The 15,113-nt window shown below is 38.8% G+C and carries 20 protein-coding genes and 1 pseudogene; 11 read left to right on the top strand and 10 right to left on the bottom strand.

What is annotated here, in order from left to right:
• The 3 genes and pseudogenes from KO511_RS22200 to KO511_RS02980 form a co-directional block, all read left to right on the top strand.
• A pseudogene (locus tag KO511_RS22200) lies at positions 1-272 on the top strand (hypothetical protein); the annotation flags it as partial.
• Positions 229-471 carry a transposase gene (locus KO511_RS22495; protein WP_354668148.1) on the top strand — a complete coding sequence of 81 codons (243 nt, stop codon included), beginning with the start codon at positions 229-231 and terminating at the stop codon, positions 469-471. The pseudogene KO511_RS22200 and the gene KO511_RS22495, both read left to right, overlap by 44 nt.
• Positions 396-809: an RNA-guided endonuclease InsQ/TnpB family protein gene (locus tag KO511_RS02980; protein WP_354668147.1), complete on the top strand. Its 414-nt coding sequence runs from the start codon at positions 396-398 to the stop codon at positions 807-809. The genes KO511_RS22495 and KO511_RS02980 overlap by 76 nt, the downstream gene beginning before the upstream one ends.
• Positions 810-892: 83 nt before the next feature.
• Here KO511_RS02980 and KO511_RS02975 read toward each other — a convergent pair whose 3' ends face one another.
• A complete protein-coding gene (locus tag KO511_RS02975) occupies positions 893-1,267 on the bottom strand; it encodes a hypothetical protein (protein WP_215985990.1) in 375 nt (124 codons plus the stop codon).
• 160 nt (positions 1,268-1,427) lie between these two features.
• Here KO511_RS02975 and KO511_RS02970 point away from each other — a divergent pair, with 160 nt between their 5' ends.
• From KO511_RS02970 to KO511_RS02950, 5 genes are all read left to right on the top strand, one after another.
• Positions 1,428-2,645, top strand: a complete 1,218-nt coding sequence (locus tag KO511_RS02970) for a hypothetical protein (RefSeq protein WP_215985989.1) — start codon at positions 1,428-1,430, stop codon at positions 2,643-2,645.
• A gap of 84 nt (positions 2,646-2,729) precedes the next feature.
• Positions 2,730-3,359, top strand: coding sequence for a lytic transglycosylase domain-containing protein (locus KO511_RS02965; RefSeq protein WP_215985988.1), 630 nt, complete (start codon positions 2,730-2,732; stop codon positions 3,357-3,359).
• On the top strand, positions 3,359-4,279 hold the full coding sequence (locus KO511_RS02960; RefSeq protein WP_215985987.1) for a hypothetical protein: 921 nt from the start codon (positions 3,359-3,361) through the stop codon (positions 4,277-4,279). The genes KO511_RS02965 and KO511_RS02960 overlap by 1 nt, the downstream gene beginning before the upstream one ends.
• A 75-nt stretch (positions 4,280-4,354) precedes the next feature.
• Complete coding sequence (locus tag KO511_RS02955; protein WP_215985986.1) at positions 4,355-5,275, top strand: hypothetical protein; 921 nt, start codon at positions 4,355-4,357, stop codon at positions 5,273-5,275.
• A gap of 67 nt (positions 5,276-5,342) precedes the next feature.
• Positions 5,343-5,996 (top strand): hypothetical protein, encoded by a 654-nt coding sequence (locus tag KO511_RS02950; protein WP_215985985.1) that lies wholly within the window; start codon positions 5,343-5,345, stop codon positions 5,994-5,996.
• 147 nt (positions 5,997-6,143) lie between these two features.
• On the opposite strand, the gene KO511_RS02945 is transcribed toward KO511_RS02950, so the two are convergent.
• The 5 genes from KO511_RS02945 to KO511_RS02925 all read right to left on the bottom strand — a co-directional run bounded on the left by KO511_RS02945 (position 6,144) and on the right by KO511_RS02925 (position 10,021).
• The gene (locus tag KO511_RS02945; protein ID WP_215985984.1) at positions 6,144-6,812 is read right to left on the bottom strand and encodes a hypothetical protein; all 669 of its coding nucleotides are present in this window, start codon (positions 6,810-6,812) and stop codon (positions 6,144-6,146) included.
• Positions 6,813-7,371: 559 nt separating this feature from the next.
• On the bottom strand, positions 7,372-7,593 hold the full coding sequence (locus KO511_RS02940; protein WP_215985983.1) for a hypothetical protein: 222 nt from the start codon (positions 7,591-7,593) through the stop codon (positions 7,372-7,374).
• Between the two features lie 109 nt (positions 7,594-7,702).
• Entirely contained in the window at positions 7,703-8,353 is a 651-nt protein-coding gene (gene tmk / locus KO511_RS02935; protein ID WP_215985982.1) for a dTMP kinase, read from the bottom strand.
• Positions 8,354-8,369: 16 nt separating this feature from the next.
• Positions 8,370-8,540, bottom strand: coding sequence for a hypothetical protein (locus KO511_RS02930; protein WP_215985981.1), 171 nt, complete (start codon positions 8,538-8,540; stop codon positions 8,370-8,372).
• Positions 8,541-9,106: 566 nt separating this feature from the next.
• Positions 9,107-10,021 carry a prepilin peptidase gene (locus tag KO511_RS02925; RefSeq protein ID WP_215985980.1) on the bottom strand — a complete coding sequence of 305 codons (915 nt, stop codon included), beginning with the start codon at positions 10,019-10,021 and terminating at the stop codon, positions 9,107-9,109.
• Positions 10,022-10,524: 503 nt separating this feature from the next.
• On the opposite strand from KO511_RS02925, the gene KO511_RS02920 reads away from it, so the two are divergent.
• A complete protein-coding gene (locus KO511_RS02920) occupies positions 10,525-10,788 on the top strand; it encodes a hypothetical protein (protein WP_215985979.1) in 264 nt (87 codons plus the stop codon).
• Positions 10,789-10,944: 156 nt separating this feature from the next.
• Here KO511_RS02920 and KO511_RS02915 read toward each other — a convergent pair whose 3' ends face one another.
• The 3 genes from KO511_RS02915 to lepB form a co-directional block, all read right to left on the bottom strand.
• Positions 10,945-11,325, bottom strand: a complete 381-nt coding sequence (locus KO511_RS02915) for a hypothetical protein (RefSeq protein WP_215985978.1) — start codon at positions 11,323-11,325, stop codon at positions 10,945-10,947.
• A 189-nt stretch (positions 11,326-11,514) separates the two neighbouring features.
• A complete protein-coding gene (locus tag KO511_RS02910) occupies positions 11,515-11,754 on the bottom strand; it encodes a hypothetical protein (protein ID WP_215985977.1) in 240 nt (79 codons plus the stop codon).
• Positions 11,755-11,830: 76 nt separating this feature from the next.
• Positions 11,831-12,607 (bottom strand): signal peptidase I, encoded by a 777-nt coding sequence (lepB, locus tag KO511_RS02905; RefSeq protein ID WP_215985976.1) that lies wholly within the window; start codon positions 12,605-12,607, stop codon positions 11,831-11,833.
• Positions 12,608-12,672: 65 nt separating this feature from the next.
• Here lepB and KO511_RS02900 point away from each other — a divergent pair, with 65 nt between their 5' ends.
• The gene (locus KO511_RS02900) at positions 12,673-13,557 is read left to right on the top strand and encodes a hypothetical protein (protein ID WP_215985975.1); all 885 of its coding nucleotides are present in this window, start codon (positions 12,673-12,675) and stop codon (positions 13,555-13,557) included.
• Between the two features lie 57 nt (positions 13,558-13,614).
• Positions 13,615-13,944: a hypothetical protein gene (locus KO511_RS02895; protein WP_436840203.1), complete on the top strand. Its 330-nt coding sequence runs from the start codon at positions 13,615-13,617 to the stop codon at positions 13,942-13,944.
• A 90-nt stretch (positions 13,945-14,034) separates the two neighbouring features.
• Here KO511_RS02895 and KO511_RS02890 read toward each other — a convergent pair whose 3' ends face one another.
• Entirely contained in the window at positions 14,035-15,087 is a 1,053-nt protein-coding gene (locus KO511_RS02890) for an SPASM domain-containing protein (RefSeq protein ID WP_215985974.1), read from the bottom strand.
• Positions 15,088-15,113 lie beyond the last annotated feature (26 nt).

Raw genomic sequence — 15,113 nt, 5'->3', positions numbered from 1 at the left:
ATGGCAAGCAATCTAGTTACTATTGTGTTGGTGTTAAGGTTCTTGATGGCGCTATCAAGCTGCCCAAGATGAAACCAGTTAAAGCCAATATCCATCGTGAAATCATTGGAAAGGTTAAAAACATTACTCTCAGTTTGAGTAAAACAGGTAAGTTTTATCCGTCCATCCTTGTGGATGATGGTGTTGAAGCGCCTAGCTTGATTCACTCAATCGATAAAGTCACTGGTATTGATTTGGGGTTATCACATTTTGCTTATTCAATCGAACGGTAAGAAAGAAGTTAACCCGCGATTCGTAAGGCGTGCTGAGAAGAATCTCAGGCGTAAACAGAAGCAGCTTTCGCGCAAGACCAAAGGTAGCGCAAACAGAGCTAAAGCTCGTTTGCTTGTTGCAAAGTGCCACGAAAAGACAGCGAACGCTCGCGCTGTTTCCAACATAAACTATCTCGAAAAAACCACGCTGTGGTTGTAGAGACATTGAAATCAGCCAATATGATGAAAAACCGCAAACTAGCTAAACACATAGCCGATACCTCATGGCATAGCTTTGTCGTTAAGTTGGAGTACAAACTGAAAGAGAAAGGCAAACACCTTGTTAAACTCGATCAGTGGTACGCCAGTTCTAAAACATGCCATTGTTGCGGTCATAAAATGGAAGAAATGCCACTATCAGTTCGCAAGTGGGATTGTCCCTCTTGTGGCACCACAGATATAAATCGGGATCTAAATGCCGCTCTTAATATCCGTGATAAAGGTATTCTAGAATTAAAAGCGGCTGGACAGTCGTTTCTGCTTATGGAAGCTGCGTAAGACTCGATACTATCGAGCATTGGCTAACGAAATAAGAAGCATCGCCCAACGGGCGGTGAGTAGTCACAAAAAGTTCAAATTTTTCAATAAGTAACAATTTCCTTTTTTAATCTTGGAACGGCTCTTGGTACACCGCTATCGATCATTATCGTGTATGGATTTTCTCTGTGCTCTGATGTGTGTGTCAGGCAGAATGTTCCTGAGGTTGATTTGGAGTGACTTTTTCCTTGTGCGGCAGCCAAGACCCTTGCTGATTGAATTGGTTGAGCGACTAAGCCTCTAAAGGATCGATATTCTTGAAAAGACTCTGGTTTTATCGATACTTTGTACCTCTTTTTTCCGAGTGCTTTCTTGTTGAAAACTTTCTCGACTTCGTTTGGAGATACCCCACATTCAGCCATATCGAGTAGTAATCTTTTAAAGTGAACTGGCTTTCCTAGTTCGATCTTTTTGAACAATGCAGGTAGGTGTTGCTTGAAGAAACTTCTATTTTTCCCACTTTTTTGTTTAAATGTTACCTTTTTTGATCGTTGATATTCAAATTAGAGTTGTTAGGGCCACTTGCTGTGGTAAGATAGTGACCAAGCGTATGAATAACGGTGATTCTAAAGTCTTAAAATGGCAAATTGGAAATTAACCCCGAAAAAATTAGGCGGAAACTTAATTGGTTTTACGCCAAAGTGGACTTCAGGTTCAGGATCTTATCGTGTGAAACGATTTAGCACCCAGTTCCCGTTTTTCGCTCATGGTAATGATGAGGTAATCGCTTGCTCGATCCAGTTGCTTCGGTGGTCATCCAAATTAGATCCTAAAAAAGATATCACTGTACTGATGAATCTAGATGGGAAGCTGATTCACCTATTCAACGCGCAACCCTTTGTTGTTGAGTGCTTTAGGCGGCTCTGGCTTCGAAGCCCTGTGGCAGAAAAGTTTCTTTTCGTTGAGTCCGCGAAGGCTGACAAGTATGAGTTTACCACTTGCTCATGTATGACAGAACAAATGGCTGTTGTCTCTGAATTTATTGATTCATCCCTTGAGCTGAGTAATAGGCTAACTTGCACTAACCACGCAAGCGCCATAAATATTTACGAAATTTGCAAGAAAGGCAGAAAAGATCGAGAGATCAACATGGAAACGATCATCGATGCAAGTTCTCTTATTGCCTTAACGATGGATGAATTGAAAGAATTTAGGAAACCAGAAGATAATACTCATCTTACGATAAGAATACAGCGTAACTCAGAGTCGGGAGTCACTCGCCAAAAGGGAGCTGCTGTAAATCGAAATCATGCATCTAAATTACTCAAGAGTATAAATTCCGAGAGGGCTAAGGTTAAGTTTTCTGAAGAGGATGCTAAGTTGATTCAAGATACTAGGCTCCTTAGTCAGAAAGAGAGAGATACAGTTTTTGAGTTGGGTCGGTGTGTTTATCGGGTTGCTGGTGAGATAGCTTCTTACGAAGTTATGGATTTTGGATCTTACTTTGCTGTTGTTGAGACAACATTTGGTTGTGAATTCAAAAGTGGTGTGCCATTCCGTGATTTACCTTCATCAAAGAAATTCATAAAGCTTGCTCAGCAATCTGGTAGTGAAGACAAAAAAAGGTTGTGCCTAAGAGTTTCTGTTGGTGTAGATACTTTTGGGTGCGCCACGATTGCTTATGCTACTGACTCTGCTCTAGATTTCTTCAACGATCATTGGTCAGGAAGTTCAGTTTCGTTCTGTTCATTTGTGTCAATAATGCCAGTGACAGATACTGCTTATGCAATGGATTTGATGCAAATGGTGTGTCGAGCCTCGTATAATTCTGAGATAAGAAGCCTCTCTTGTAGTTGACGTTAAGAATTTAACCCTGACTTTTTCAGGGTTTTTTATGCGAGTTGCGCGAGCCAATTACTATTACTAAGATTTTCAAAAAAAATGCGCAACATAATGATTTTGGCGCTGCTATTTTTTAGTGTTAACGCACATGCTGTATACAACTATAAAAACTATTCTTGGACTCAAACAGGGGATAAGCTGGTTGCATACGCTAGTGTTCATAAGGATAAGCTTTTAAAGAATGCAAAGGCTATTTATCCTAGATATGAGCAGTATGTGCCGTATATCAGAGAGGTAGCAGCTAAGCATAAAGTGCCTCTTGAGATTGCTGCATTAGCAGCCATAGAGTCGGGATTCAACCCAAGTGCTAAGAGTCCTGTCGGGGCAGTTGGTATGTGGCAGTTTATGAAGCCTACAGCAAGGGATTATGGACTTGTAATAAATTCGGGTGTTGATGAAAGGCTAGATTGGAAAAAATCTACCGAGGCGGCAGTCACCTATATTAAGTGGCTAGCAGAGACAAGGTTTGGTAATGACTATGAGACGGCAATCATGGCTTATAACTTCGGTATAGGAAACATGAGTAAAGCCATCAGTAGGGCAAAAACCCCAAATGCTTGGGTTATGATAAATGCAAACCTGTTACCTCTTGAAACTGAGGAGCATTTATTAAAGTTCCTGATTTACGTACAAATTTTCAAGTACTTAGACATCCACGGTGTTAAATAATGAATACTAAAATGAAATTTTCTGCGATAGCTATTTCTTTGCTATCTGCATCAGCTTTTGCTGCGACTCCACCAGCTCCAAATATGTTTGATGAGGTTATGGCTAAGTCTGTTGGTCAGTACTCAGTAGCTGGTCAATCTATGAATTACACTGTGTCAGGTCAAGCAAACTATGTTTATGGTTTCGATGATTTAGATATTGGGTTTCATAATTCGTACTTGGACTTGAATTCATCTACTTCGATTTCTCATGGTGTAGATCTATCTCTTAGCACTGGCATTCGTGAAATTTACGAGATTAGTGATGATGACTTTGAGACAAAAGTAGACGGGTCACTTAAATTTTCAAAAGACAACCATGATTTTAAAGTTGGCTATGACCGTAACCTTGCAAACAAGGTTCTTGGTGCCAAAATAAAAATGAATGGCGATACGTCATTATCGAAGAATGCGATTGGTCAAAGTCTATCAAGCTACGATGGGTTTGCAGAGTATAACTTCGCTGTACAGAATTATAACCTTACTGCTGCCTTTGATTTTGATGGTAACTTTTATGGTGGGGTGTCTGCTTATGCAAATGAGACAGATATTAAGCTCCATATTTTCGAGCACAATGATGACTACAATGTTTTCTTTGATGTAGGTACTGTGTTCGGTTCAAATATCAAGACTTCGGTTGGGTTAGGTATTATTGAAGAAAAAGTCTCATTTGCGGCTGACGGTAGTTACTTCATTACTGATTCATTCACCATTTGCGGTAATGTTGTTGGTCGTGAGGATTATTCAACAGCGACTATTGGGGCAGAGTATGCTTATTCTTCTTTTGCCGCATACGTTGAAGGTGTGGTTGAGCTAACCGATCCAAGAGAATCTGGAGAATCTCAAGATGGCGTGATGGTTGGCGCTAAATTCATGTTCTAGTAACTTAGAGAAGGCTTGTAATCCGGGCTTCTCTAAAATTTCGTAATTTTGAGTTAAACTAATAATAAAAAATTTATGCAGAAATTTGCTTTAGCGGCTTTGATAGTTGCTAGTACACCGATGTTTGCTTTAGCTGAGGGTGATTCTAAGTCTGATATTTCACTTAATCCAGCTAGGTTTAGCACCAATAACCTAACACAAGCTCCAAAGAGAGATACTTTAGTTGAGATCTCAGGGGTAGAGTCTAATTCCGATACCGTTGTACATACTCTCAAAGAAGAGGATTCAGTTTATCTTGATGAGCAAGATGCTGATCTACCAAAACTATCGCTTGGTCAATTGATTAAGGCCATAGAGGATGGTGACACAAAGAATATTGACCGACATATCGATTACGGTCAGATGCATAAAGCTTATCTATCTCAGATGAACTACATCAACGCGAAGGTAAAAGGTCTTTCTGATTTGGTTAGCAAGACTGCTGCGGGGACTTTTGAAACCCGTGTTCGTGAGGGTTCGATGATGTTGGGTCTTCTATCTGAACAAATTGATATGATTGTTCAGGATGCAGCCAAAGACCAAGATAACTTTAAGAGGTTTGTTTCAAACAAATTTCATGAGTACACGCTCGTTGATATGAAGTTTACAAATGAAGTCTCTGAAGGGTTGCATTTAATTGAGGCAAAGTTCCCTGCTTCTGAAGCTGCTGATATGATTGTTATCACTGAACTTCCTAATGGAACATTTAGCTTGGTTGCTTATATCCCGAAAGAAGTTGAAGAAATTAATGATATCGTAAATCGTCTAATTCAAAGTGCGAATGCGGCAGACACCCTTGGGGATGAACTTGAGCGAATGGCGATCACACGAAGCGCTATTGGTGCTGATGAGCTTTTAGAGCGCACTAAAAAAGAGCAGTCTGCGTTGGCTCCTAAAGAGTCCTTTGAAAGTGCTATTGATCAGGCGCAATTACAAATTGCAGAATCTGAGAAATAGAACTTTTTCAGTTTTAACTCTAGGCGGGGTTAGCCCTCGCCTATTTTTTTGTTCAGGAGAACATTTGATGAGTAACAAACTCCCAGTTTTCAAACTAAAAGTCAGAGACCTTGCATTTGATAAAGATGATGTTTTGGTTCAGTTTGCCCAATCTATTTGTAGTTTGATGAATGAGGTTGGCGATCACGCAGAGGTTTCAGACTACGCCACTTACTTCTTTGGCTCTTACCATAATGTCTCTTACGAAAAGTTTCGCTCCCTCATTGAGGAGAATGAAGTTTTTAAGCACGTAGAAGAATTTGAAGGTGCGATTGACGTGCTTCATGCTCTAGTTATCAAGGGTTTCCGAATTCACGTTGTTACGGCGAGAGGCGGGTTTGAAAACTCTGAAGAATTGACCGCTGACTGGTTAGAGCGCAAGCGTGCTCCAGTGGATTCATTGACAGTAATGGGTAAAGAGAAAAACTACTCAAAGTCATTTTACTACAATGAGATAAATGATGGGGTTGCTATCATTGTTGATGATGCGTCTCACAATATCATTGATGCTGTAGAGAACGCGCCATCTGTTATTCCTTTCATTGTTACTCGTCCATGGAATGAGAATGACGAACAAATCAATAATCTGATTGAAGAAGGTAAAGTTTATCGTATCTCTTCAGTGGTAGAACTCGTTGACTGCTTGGAGCTTTCACCAGAACTTCTGGAAGAAGCCGCTTAGCAGTATATAGCAGGGTAAAAGGCAGTGGGTATTGGTTTATCCGCTGCCTTCTTTTGTTTGGGGGCAGCGATTATTAATGAGAAACAAAAACATCTCCTTAGCTGGAGGTGTCTAATATAGTTTAGCACTATACCTTATAAAGGCGTTTTATTTGGCGATTGAAAGCTTGATTCTTCTAGAGACAGCAGAGATGAGGTACAGGGCAACAATCCAAGAGGAGATAAATCCTGCGATACCGAATATGGAGTAATCTATAACATAAAGGTTCAGTATAATAGAGCCACTAAGGCCACCAGCGTAAAGATTTAGGATTAGAGCCAAAAAACCTGCCCTTTCATACATATTGGCTTGACCTAGAGTCTCGTCGTTTGAAATATTTGACTTGCCTCCATCCCAAACCTTCATATCAAAGTGCGCGAAAGAGCCTACCACCATCATCAGAGGTGCGATCAGGACTGTGAAGATAGCTGTGATGGTGTTTCCTTGAGTCGATAAGATTTCAACTGGGTTAAGAATTTGCTCTTTTGTTTGAATCAAAAACATGTACCACCAAATCGAGTATACGCAAATCGCAAAACCAGCAAGATTCATTAGCTGAGATCTTAATATGTAAGCCGCCGGATTTTTGTGAGTAGTATAGGTGTTAAAGTGACCTTTGATCGTTGTTTTGGTTAAAGGTTGATATTTAGAACCCGCTCCTAAAGTTTCGGTTCTTCCGACATTGTTGTTTGGTGAATCATTCCCAATATTGTCTAAAAATTGGCTATATTGGGAAGCTTTTTCCTTAAATGAGTATAGGAGAGACTTTTTTGTCATGAATTTGTTGTCTCTATTTAATTTATTTTAAGTTTAATTATCTTTATATGTTTACAGGCTGGATCGCTGTGTATAGAATAACAATCGATTGGTGAAGCACCTCTTTGTTCGAGTATTAGTTTCCCTGTCATGTTTTTTCTACATTAGAACATCGTCCTAGGGCGATGTTTTTTTATTTTTTGCGGCTTCTAAAATATTAAAGCCACCAGCCCCGAATTAGATATACAAAAAATTACACCCATAGTTATATCACCTATCTAAAGCATTGGCAATATACTGACATACGCTTATATTGGCTGGTGTTTGGGTTAGTTCTGTCAGTGTCGAAGTGATTGGGCTGGTATTCAGTTCTCTGGTTTTGGCTTATTGCTTCCCAGTTATTTGGGCAAGGTTAGATGAATTAAAAGCCGCATGATGCGGCTTTTAGTTTTACTTTTTCCTATTCAGAACCACCCCCGTAGCCTCCACCACCGACGATATCTCCGCCTGATCTCGCACCAGAGCTAATACTGCTAGTAGGTTGACTAACTGGTGACGGTGTAGATTCATAGTTGGATGTTTAAGTTGAACTTACTTTGCTTGTTTCGAACTTGGCTGGCTGCTGTGTTCTAGTTTCATTATCATTATCTGAGTCCATTAACAGAATCGCTGTAGTTACATTGTCTGTGATGGACTCCCTTTCGTTTTGACTTTGTTGCTCAGTCAGTTTTTTGCTGCTTAGCGAGTTGTTGCTTTTTGAGCTTACTAACTTTTCTTTTTTAGGGTTATTCGACTTTTTCACTTTTTTGTCATCGGGTGCTGTGTTCGATGAGAAGCTTTTTAGTCGTATAATGACTGCTATCACAAGTGCAATTGCGCACAGAATTGTGATTATTGCAGGAAGTGATTCTTCAATGTTGGGGGTGCTTATTTATTCCTAGTGTTTCCATTAATTTCTTAAATGCCGTTTCTGCCATTTCATCTGATGTAACCTCGTTGCCATCTTCGTCTAAACCATTAATTATGATTGTTTTCTTTGATAGCTTTGAGTGATCGTAGTTGCGGTAAACTTGCTCACAATGACTCAGTCTTTTCTCAAGGTAGTCAGAAGGATCACCTCTACTCTTGATTCTCGTTTCAGCTAAAGTTGAAGGTATTTGGATTACAAGCATTATGTCAGCTAAGGTAAACCAAGGAGCCATCCTAATGAGCTTAGTTAAGTAGTACTCATTTACCCCTTTAAAAGACTGATACGCAATTGTTGACAGGTTACATCTATCAGAGATAAAAACTTTGCCTTCAGCGATTGCTGGTAAAATCTTCATTTCGTAAATCTGACTGCTTGCTGCTAGAAACAGCATGCTTTTTGAGTATATGGTCAGTCTTTCTTTAGCTGAAATGCTTTCACTTTTAATGAGCTTCCTGATCTCTTCGGCGTATTCTGTGCCTCCGGGCTGTCTGCCCATTTCTGCGCTCACTCCAGCTTCTAGAAGTTTAGTAGTTAACTTCTCGCAAAAAGTTGTCTTAAATGAGCCATCGAGACCCTCACAAATCACAAGCATTTAAATAACCCTTTAACTAAGATTCTGATAATAAAGATTGGAATGTTCCTTTGGCGGCATCGTCGCACAACTTTGCTATGGATTTTGCTTTATGCTCAAGATGATCATCGTACTGAAGGCCACCGCCATTCCCGCCTTTGTACATATTTTTTACTGAAACATAAGAGATGTGTTCGCTGTCAATCATTACCATTCCATAAAATGAATAAGTTGAAATGTCGTTTGTTTTCGAGCACATTTTTGTGTCTTTAGTAAGAGATAGTATTTCTCTACTGATTAGTCTTAGGCTGTTGAATAAATCTTCTAGAATGCTGTTTTATTTCGGCGATAGGTTTGAATAAGAGCCTTCTTCGCTGTCGATATATCCCAAAACTGAGTGGCTTAAGGCTATTAATGATTTTGTGTTATTAAGTCCGAACCCTATTCCAGATTTAGGTAGTGTTGCTTTTTCTGAAATAGTGGTTAATTCAACTGATTTAAGATAAGTGTTGGCGATTAGTTTGTCGTTGAAAATTATAGACTTAAGTTATTCGTAAGTATTGCAAAACAATTGGTAATTCAGCTCATCATCTGACGGCTCTACGATTAACTTCGAGGCTAGTCCTTTTTACAGTACTTCATTGACCGTAGAAAAAGTCTTAGGGTTATCCATTTGCTTAACCAAAATGGCAATATAATGATATTAGTATATCGGCAACTAATCCTTCGTCAATGAAAAATGAAGTGACCTAAAATGGTCACATCATATTGTCACTATAGTGTTGTTAAAACTAACCCGATTGATGCACACAAAATCGATGGTGCGGCAGGGAACTCCTGTGACAACGTAAACTTTCCTTTTAATGTTTTATCAAGAATAAACCCTAAGATAAGTGTCAGGAACCCAAGCGCAGCTACTAATAGAACAGATTCTGCTGTCCTGCTGATTAATCCACTGACTTCAGGCTCTAGTGAAGAGATGATACAAAACATAACGAACCAAAGGCTCCAATCTCCATCACCCATCATTTGAATATCAGACTTCATAACAGTATTGCGTATGCCCTGATAACCAGTCACGCCTAGATATAGAAGCAATGTAAGGAGCGCACCTGTAAAGATAAAGTCTGATTGACCAGAGTAAACGTGAAGGTAAAACAAAGAAGAGGCAGAGTAAATGACAGCATGCTTATCAAAAATCAGCTTATTTGAAAAGTCTATTATACTGATTGTAATTGCGGCAAATATTGCCACCAAAGCGAGAATTAGTTGGAGATCAATTTGCCCATGAATAATGAATACTCCGGTAGCAAACGCAGCCGTTAATAATTCGAACAGTATGTATTTAGGGCTAATAGTTTCCCCGCAACATTTTGACTTTCCTTTCAGTAGTAACCAGACAAAGATAGGTATGTTCAATAGTGTTGGAATTTTTTCCATACATGTGGGGTAATGAGATCTTAGTTTGTTGTCAAAAAAAGGTTTGGATTGCTCTAGTCCATAATTATCTACTACGTACTGCTCTTCCTTTGCTTTTTGAATCAGGGGTGCTCTATAGGAGACAACGTTGATAAATGAACCAATGCATGCCCCAATAGTGGCAATTAAGGCAGCGCTTACCCATTGAGGGTAGATGTAGAAGGTTTCGAAAATTATGTTTTGTAGTTCTTTGAGAAGTTCTGCTGTCATTTTATTTTTTTGACTTAAGATTAGCAAAAAGGCTGAGCCGTGCAATCTGCAATAAATAAAAAAGGGAGCGAAGGCTCCCTTTCTAATGTTGATGTAATAATTAAAACGTACCGACTAAAGCAGATTCGTCTAATTTCACAATGACAGAATCATTTGCTCACTCATTGCATACATGGTCAGTCTATTGGTAATTCTCTAGTTGTGCAAGAAAAAAACAGCTAGTTGCATTTTTTGATCATTTTGAATGCAATCCTTGGAAAATATCTAAGTGGGTAATATGGCATTCAAAGAATATTTCAGAAATTTTATGAAACTTCCAAACGGTTGGGATAAAGAAAGAAGGGGTGGGTTTACTATGTCTTTTGATGACGCTTCTTTTATCTCTAATTATCCTTTAAAAGGATGGTGAAATAGAGAGATTAAGTGAAATTATTTATGCTAAGTACAGGCTTGACAGGATCGTGCTCCTTCTTACTTTCTTTTTTCTCATGTTTGGTGGGTTCTTGCTATGCTTTTCTGAAGCCTTGTGTCAGTTTGATGCCTTTAGGAATGAGATTGGTGTTGTAGTCACTAGTTACTGTATTTGTTCCGTATTGATTTCTTTCGCCACATCTAATCTCGTTGTCGGATATTTGATTCCAGTGTCTATTGAGGTAGATGGGGTTAATTATGTCTCTCAGTCTTGGGATTTAAGGTATATCGATATTCTTAGCGAAATTCCTTCTGAGGCATTGGATAAATCAAAAATGGCTGATGGAGCTAGGTGATTTTTTGACAATGTTAGCTCCCAAGGTAGGCCATTTTTTTCGTTTGAGGCTCAATTATTGTATGAGTCTTACATTATGGTCAGGCGAGGAAGGATGTTTTCTCCGAATAAAAAAAGGTGCCGTAATGACACCTTTTTTATGATTATATTTTTCTTGTTATGTAACCTTAAAGATTTCTTTGTTTACGTTTGTGTCTTGGTCTTTTTTAAACAATGTTTGAATTACTGTTGAGGTACTGAATGTGTAACCTAAACCAACCGCAGCAGCAAGTCCGTAGAATACCACGTTCTTGAGTGGGTTTTCTCTTGGGTTTTCTGAGTGGTTCATGATGGTTGTAACGGCCTTAAATAAAGCACCCATACCAACAATAAATGCTGCGATAGTGATTAGTGGGCCAAAAGATTGAGCAGCCTCAGTAAGGTTTTTTGTAACACCTGCTATGCCTTTATCATTAGCTGATGCGATAAATGGTGTTGTTAGAACAAGAATTGAAGCAAGTTTTATTCCTTGGTTCTTAATAAAATTTCTTAATTTCATCTCCTTTATTTTAATTTAAAACTTTTGCCTTAACATAATTGTTTCGGCACTATTAAATTAAAAAGTAAAACATTATTTGGATATATGGCAAGTTTATTTTTAATATATTTTCACACTCTATAAAATTAAATCTAAGTGTGTGATTTGGTAATGCCTAGTATGGTAGCTGCATGGACGGATTAGAACCCATTAATTTTTTTCTACAGATAGATCTCGTAACTCACATGCTCCAGAGAAACAATATACTGATGCATACCATTGGTAATATTCTATGTTTTCAGAGAAGTCAGGTAACCCTGAAGCCTTGGTGATGGTGTCGTAAGTTTTATTCTCTATTTTGGATTGGAAGAGTTTTGGGTATCGGCCTGATGGTGCGGTTTTCTTGAGGTGTTTGTAGTCTGATATTTTTAGAATACTTGTGTTAATCATCCGCGATTACCCTATGTGCCAGTATTTTGCCATATAGCATTATACGGCGCATAGGTAATCTAGGAAAGTTCTAGTTCTATTCCACTGAATAAATGCCTCTATTGAAGTCAGTGATACTGGCAGGTATGAATGGTATTTGTGTATCAAAAACCACAAGAGGCTCCATGTTGGCTAGAACAAAGTCTGCTTTTCCGCGCACTACGCTTTTACTGATATAGGATACAGAGATAAACCTTGAATCTTGACTGTGGTCACGATTATCCCCCATCACAAAAACCGAACCTTCAGGAACAACCCACTCACCCTCTCTGAGCATGCCTCTCTGCTCTAGTAAGCTGATTACTTCAGGGGTTGCTGGGTTAATTAGACCAGATTTCACCCTAGATATGATCGTAGAGAGAATATCTAGCTTTTTGTCGTATTGAGCGACAAATGACTTTCCTTCGATTGTTTGGCGGTATTTAGTGAACTGGTCACTTTCGCCAATCTTTTCGCTTTCAATTTTATTGCCATTAATGTATGTATTGTGACCATCCACCTTAATAGTGTCTCCGCTCAGACCTATAACTCTCTTGATATAAATCTGTTTAGAGTTAATTTCTTTAAAGATGATTACATCACCTCTTTCCGCCTCACCCTTCTTCATTAAGGTTATGTCAGTAAACGGAACCTTAGCGTCGTAAGCATCCATATCCACGATAACACGGTCGTTGATTTTTAGAGTTGGTTGCATCGATCCGCTCGGTATGTAGTACCAGTCTATGAAACTTCCCTTTATTACAATGATTGCCAGTACGAGTAATATGTCACTCAAGGAAGTTTTAAATTTTCTTTTAATCTTGTTTTTTTTCATTTGACTATTTTTTTATTATTCTTGCAGCACGCTTGCCGTTATTTGTGAAAAATTTAAGGAATTTCATGTTTAATAAACGTTTAAAAAACATTGTCCCAAAGGAGCTTAGAACATCAATTGACTTTTATTGGCAATTTGATGATAAATTTTTGAAGTCTGCTTCCTCTTATCAGGGTGAACCACCTTCTCTGGCTTGTCTAATCGCTGATGTTTACGCAAGAAGAAACGGTAATGGCTTCGTAAAAGCTCAGACAAAACTTCTATTTGATGCTTATCATGCTTATCTTGACCTAGTGCTATCTCCGAAGATACCAGCACTAATGGCGGCAAAGGATATTTGCACCAAATTTGGCGCGGCATCCACATTGATGGATATCGGCGTTAATAATGCTGAACCTTATATAGCAGCCGACATCTTAATGCTGAGAAGTAACCTGTATAACTACCCAGTCATTTTATCATATGATGTTGTTTCTATCGATAAAGATATTGTCGAAATATCAGACCTTAAACACAATGAGTTCATCATCAGAAGGCAAGATTACTGCATAGCAGTCTATACGCAAAGCTTTAGTCCCAACTCATGTGTAGTTGACCGTAAGATGATAAGTCAATATTTGGACTCAGGTTATATCACTACAAAAGATTGCAACCTCAATGTCTTGGAGTTTCTTGTTTTTAAGGTCGGTGACACTGATTCTTCTGGAGCCGTTTTTTACTCAACCTACTTCAATGATTCAGTCTTAATTGATGAAGTAAATAATGAGACAGATCAGTTAATTAAGGATGCAGCACTTGTGGTTGGTGGTATAAGGACAGGGGTTCTTAGTGAGGCGACCTCTCCAGCATCAAAAGCTTGGAAAGCTTACTCAGAATCAAAATCTAAAGCCAAACTCAAAGAAAATTCAAAAAAATTATACTTACCACGAAGAATAATGAAGTATGTATAAATTGGATATATAGAAAGGTGTTGGTAAAATAGTGACAAGGCTTATAGAAATTTATCCATGGCATGCGTTTTGATAGATGAATCCCAGTTCTTGACGAAAGAACAGGTGACTTCATTGGGAAAGGTTGTTGATTTGCTTGATATGCCTGTTTTGGCTTATGGGTTAAGAACAGATTATGTAGGTGACCTTTTCGAGGTAAGTCAGGCTTTGTTGGAAATAGCTGATCATCTTCAAGAGATTAAAGGGGTTTGCTTTTGCGGAAGGAAAGCAACAATGGTTGCCAGAATTGACTCTAGTGGGAGAGCTGTAACTGGTGATGAACAAATCGCTATCGGTGGTGAAACTTGTATGTGTCAGTCTGCCGAAAACATCACTCAGAGGCATTAGAAGAAAGTATTTTGCTTAATAGGAATTCTTCCGTTAGCTAACGCTATTATATTATCCGCCAGACTTACTATCTGGCGGAGCAGATTTGGTTTACTCAAAGATTAGATTAGGGAGTTCGCTATTTGTTGGATTCCAAAGACCTTCGGGGTTCTTTGCAAACTCTTTCCTGTATTCTTCAACATACTCTCTAACTGACTTCATGCCTACGCATTCCCCTGACCCATCAGTGATCGGAACACATGAGAACCCTCCTTTGCATTCATTAAAGAACTCGCAAGTATAGCATTCTTCGTTATGGAATCTGCCGACATGTTCGTATGCAGTATGTTTTAGTTTCGTAGGGTGATTCAGGATTTCCTCTTCACTATTCCTGTTTATATTCCCATAAAAAATAGGCTCTATCCCAGAAAAGACAGGTGCTCCAAGAACATCTCCGTTTGGATTGAATGTGAGGTACACATGAGTTTTCATTGTATTGAAGAACGGTTCGTTTTCTTTCGCGAAGCATGAATCCAAGAAACCAATTCGTATACCAAGTTCTTTCATTTCTGAATTTCGGTCACGAATAAATTGAATGATGTAGTCAGCCCATTCTCGGTAAGTTATTGTAATTGGTACTTCATCTGCGTAAGAGTACTCATTTACCTTAACCCCATTCTGTAGAATCTCGTCAAATTTCACTGATATGTCGAACTCCCAACTCTTTTGACCAGTATATCTAGCAAGGTCAATTATATGGTCTACGCCTGCGTCAATAGTTTTGTCGTTTAGTTCTACGTTTACGTGACAGAGTATTCCTTCATCAGCGAGTTTTTTTAAATTTTTTTTAAATCGCTCTTGGTATTTCGATTCTGAGCCATCCAGTGACATTTTCATTCCAGCCGCATATGTGGTTTCAATCGAGTAAAATGTCTCTTTAATGAACTTTATTTGCTCATTTGTTAAGCTAAAAAGATTGGATACCAGTCTGTTTTTTGCATTTGGTACTAGTCTCTTTATGATCTCTCTGTACTCGATTAATCTTTCCATTGGGAGAGTCATTACCTCCCCTCCAAGCCAACACATTGTTATTGGGTCTTCGTTTGAGCTATTTTGCACGCAACTCATGGATGCAATTTTTTCGAGAGTCTCGTAGCTCATCATGCTTCGGTCTTGTCTCATTGATTTGG

This window comes from Vibrio hepatarius (assembly GCF_018860525.1).
Classification (GTDB): Bacteria; Pseudomonadota; Gammaproteobacteria; order Enterobacterales; family Vibrionaceae; genus Vibrio; species Vibrio hepatarius_B.
The sequence above is the reverse complement of the archived record's forward strand: the minus strand, read 5'-3'. Positions and strand labels throughout refer to the sequence as shown.

Coding starts and splice junctions, on each gene's coding strand:
- KO511_RS02895 (WP_436840203.1), top strand. CDS start 13,615: ATGGCATGCGTTTTGATAGATGAATCCCAGTTCTTGACGAAAGAACAG.
- KO511_RS02960 (WP_215985987.1), top strand. CDS start 3,359: ATGAATACTAAAATGAAATTTTCTGCGATAGCTATTTCTTTGCTATCT.
- KO511_RS02910 (WP_215985977.1), bottom strand. CDS start 11,754: ATGATTAACACAAGTATTCTAAAAATATCAGACTACAAACACCTCAAG.
- KO511_RS02900 (WP_215985975.1), top strand. CDS start 12,673: ATGTTTAATAAACGTTTAAAAAACATTGTCCCAAAGGAGCTTAGAACA.
- KO511_RS02965 (WP_215985988.1), top strand. CDS start 2,730: ATGCGCAACATAATGATTTTGGCGCTGCTATTTTTTAGTGTTAACGCA.
- KO511_RS02925 (WP_215985980.1), bottom strand. CDS start 10,021: ATGACAGCAGAACTTCTCAAAGAACTACAAAACATAATTTTCGAAACC.
- tmk (WP_215985982.1), bottom strand. CDS start 8,353: ATGCTTGTGATTTGTGAGGGTCTCGATGGCTCATTTAAGACAACTTTT.
- KO511_RS02915 (WP_215985978.1), bottom strand. CDS start 11,325: ATGAAATTAAGAAATTTTATTAAGAACCAAGGAATAAAACTTGCTTCA.
- KO511_RS02945 (WP_215985984.1), bottom strand. CDS start 6,812: ATGACAAAAAAGTCTCTCCTATACTCATTTAAGGAAAAAGCTTCCCAA.
- KO511_RS02950 (WP_215985985.1), top strand. CDS start 5,343: ATGAGTAACAAACTCCCAGTTTTCAAACTAAAAGTCAGAGACCTTGCA.
- lepB (WP_215985976.1), bottom strand. CDS start 12,607: ATGAAAAAAAACAAGATTAAAAGAAAATTTAAAACTTCCTTGAGTGAC.
- KO511_RS02890 (WP_215985974.1), bottom strand. CDS start 15,087: ATGATGAGCTACGAGACTCTCGAAAAAATTGCATCCATGAGTTGCGTG.
- KO511_RS02970 (WP_215985989.1), top strand. CDS start 1,428: ATGGCAAATTGGAAATTAACCCCGAAAAAATTAGGCGGAAACTTAATT.
- KO511_RS02930 (WP_215985981.1), bottom strand. CDS start 8,540: ATGATTGACAGCGAACACATCTCTTATGTTTCAGTAAAAAATATGTAC.
- KO511_RS02955 (WP_215985986.1), top strand. CDS start 4,355: ATGCAGAAATTTGCTTTAGCGGCTTTGATAGTTGCTAGTACACCGATG.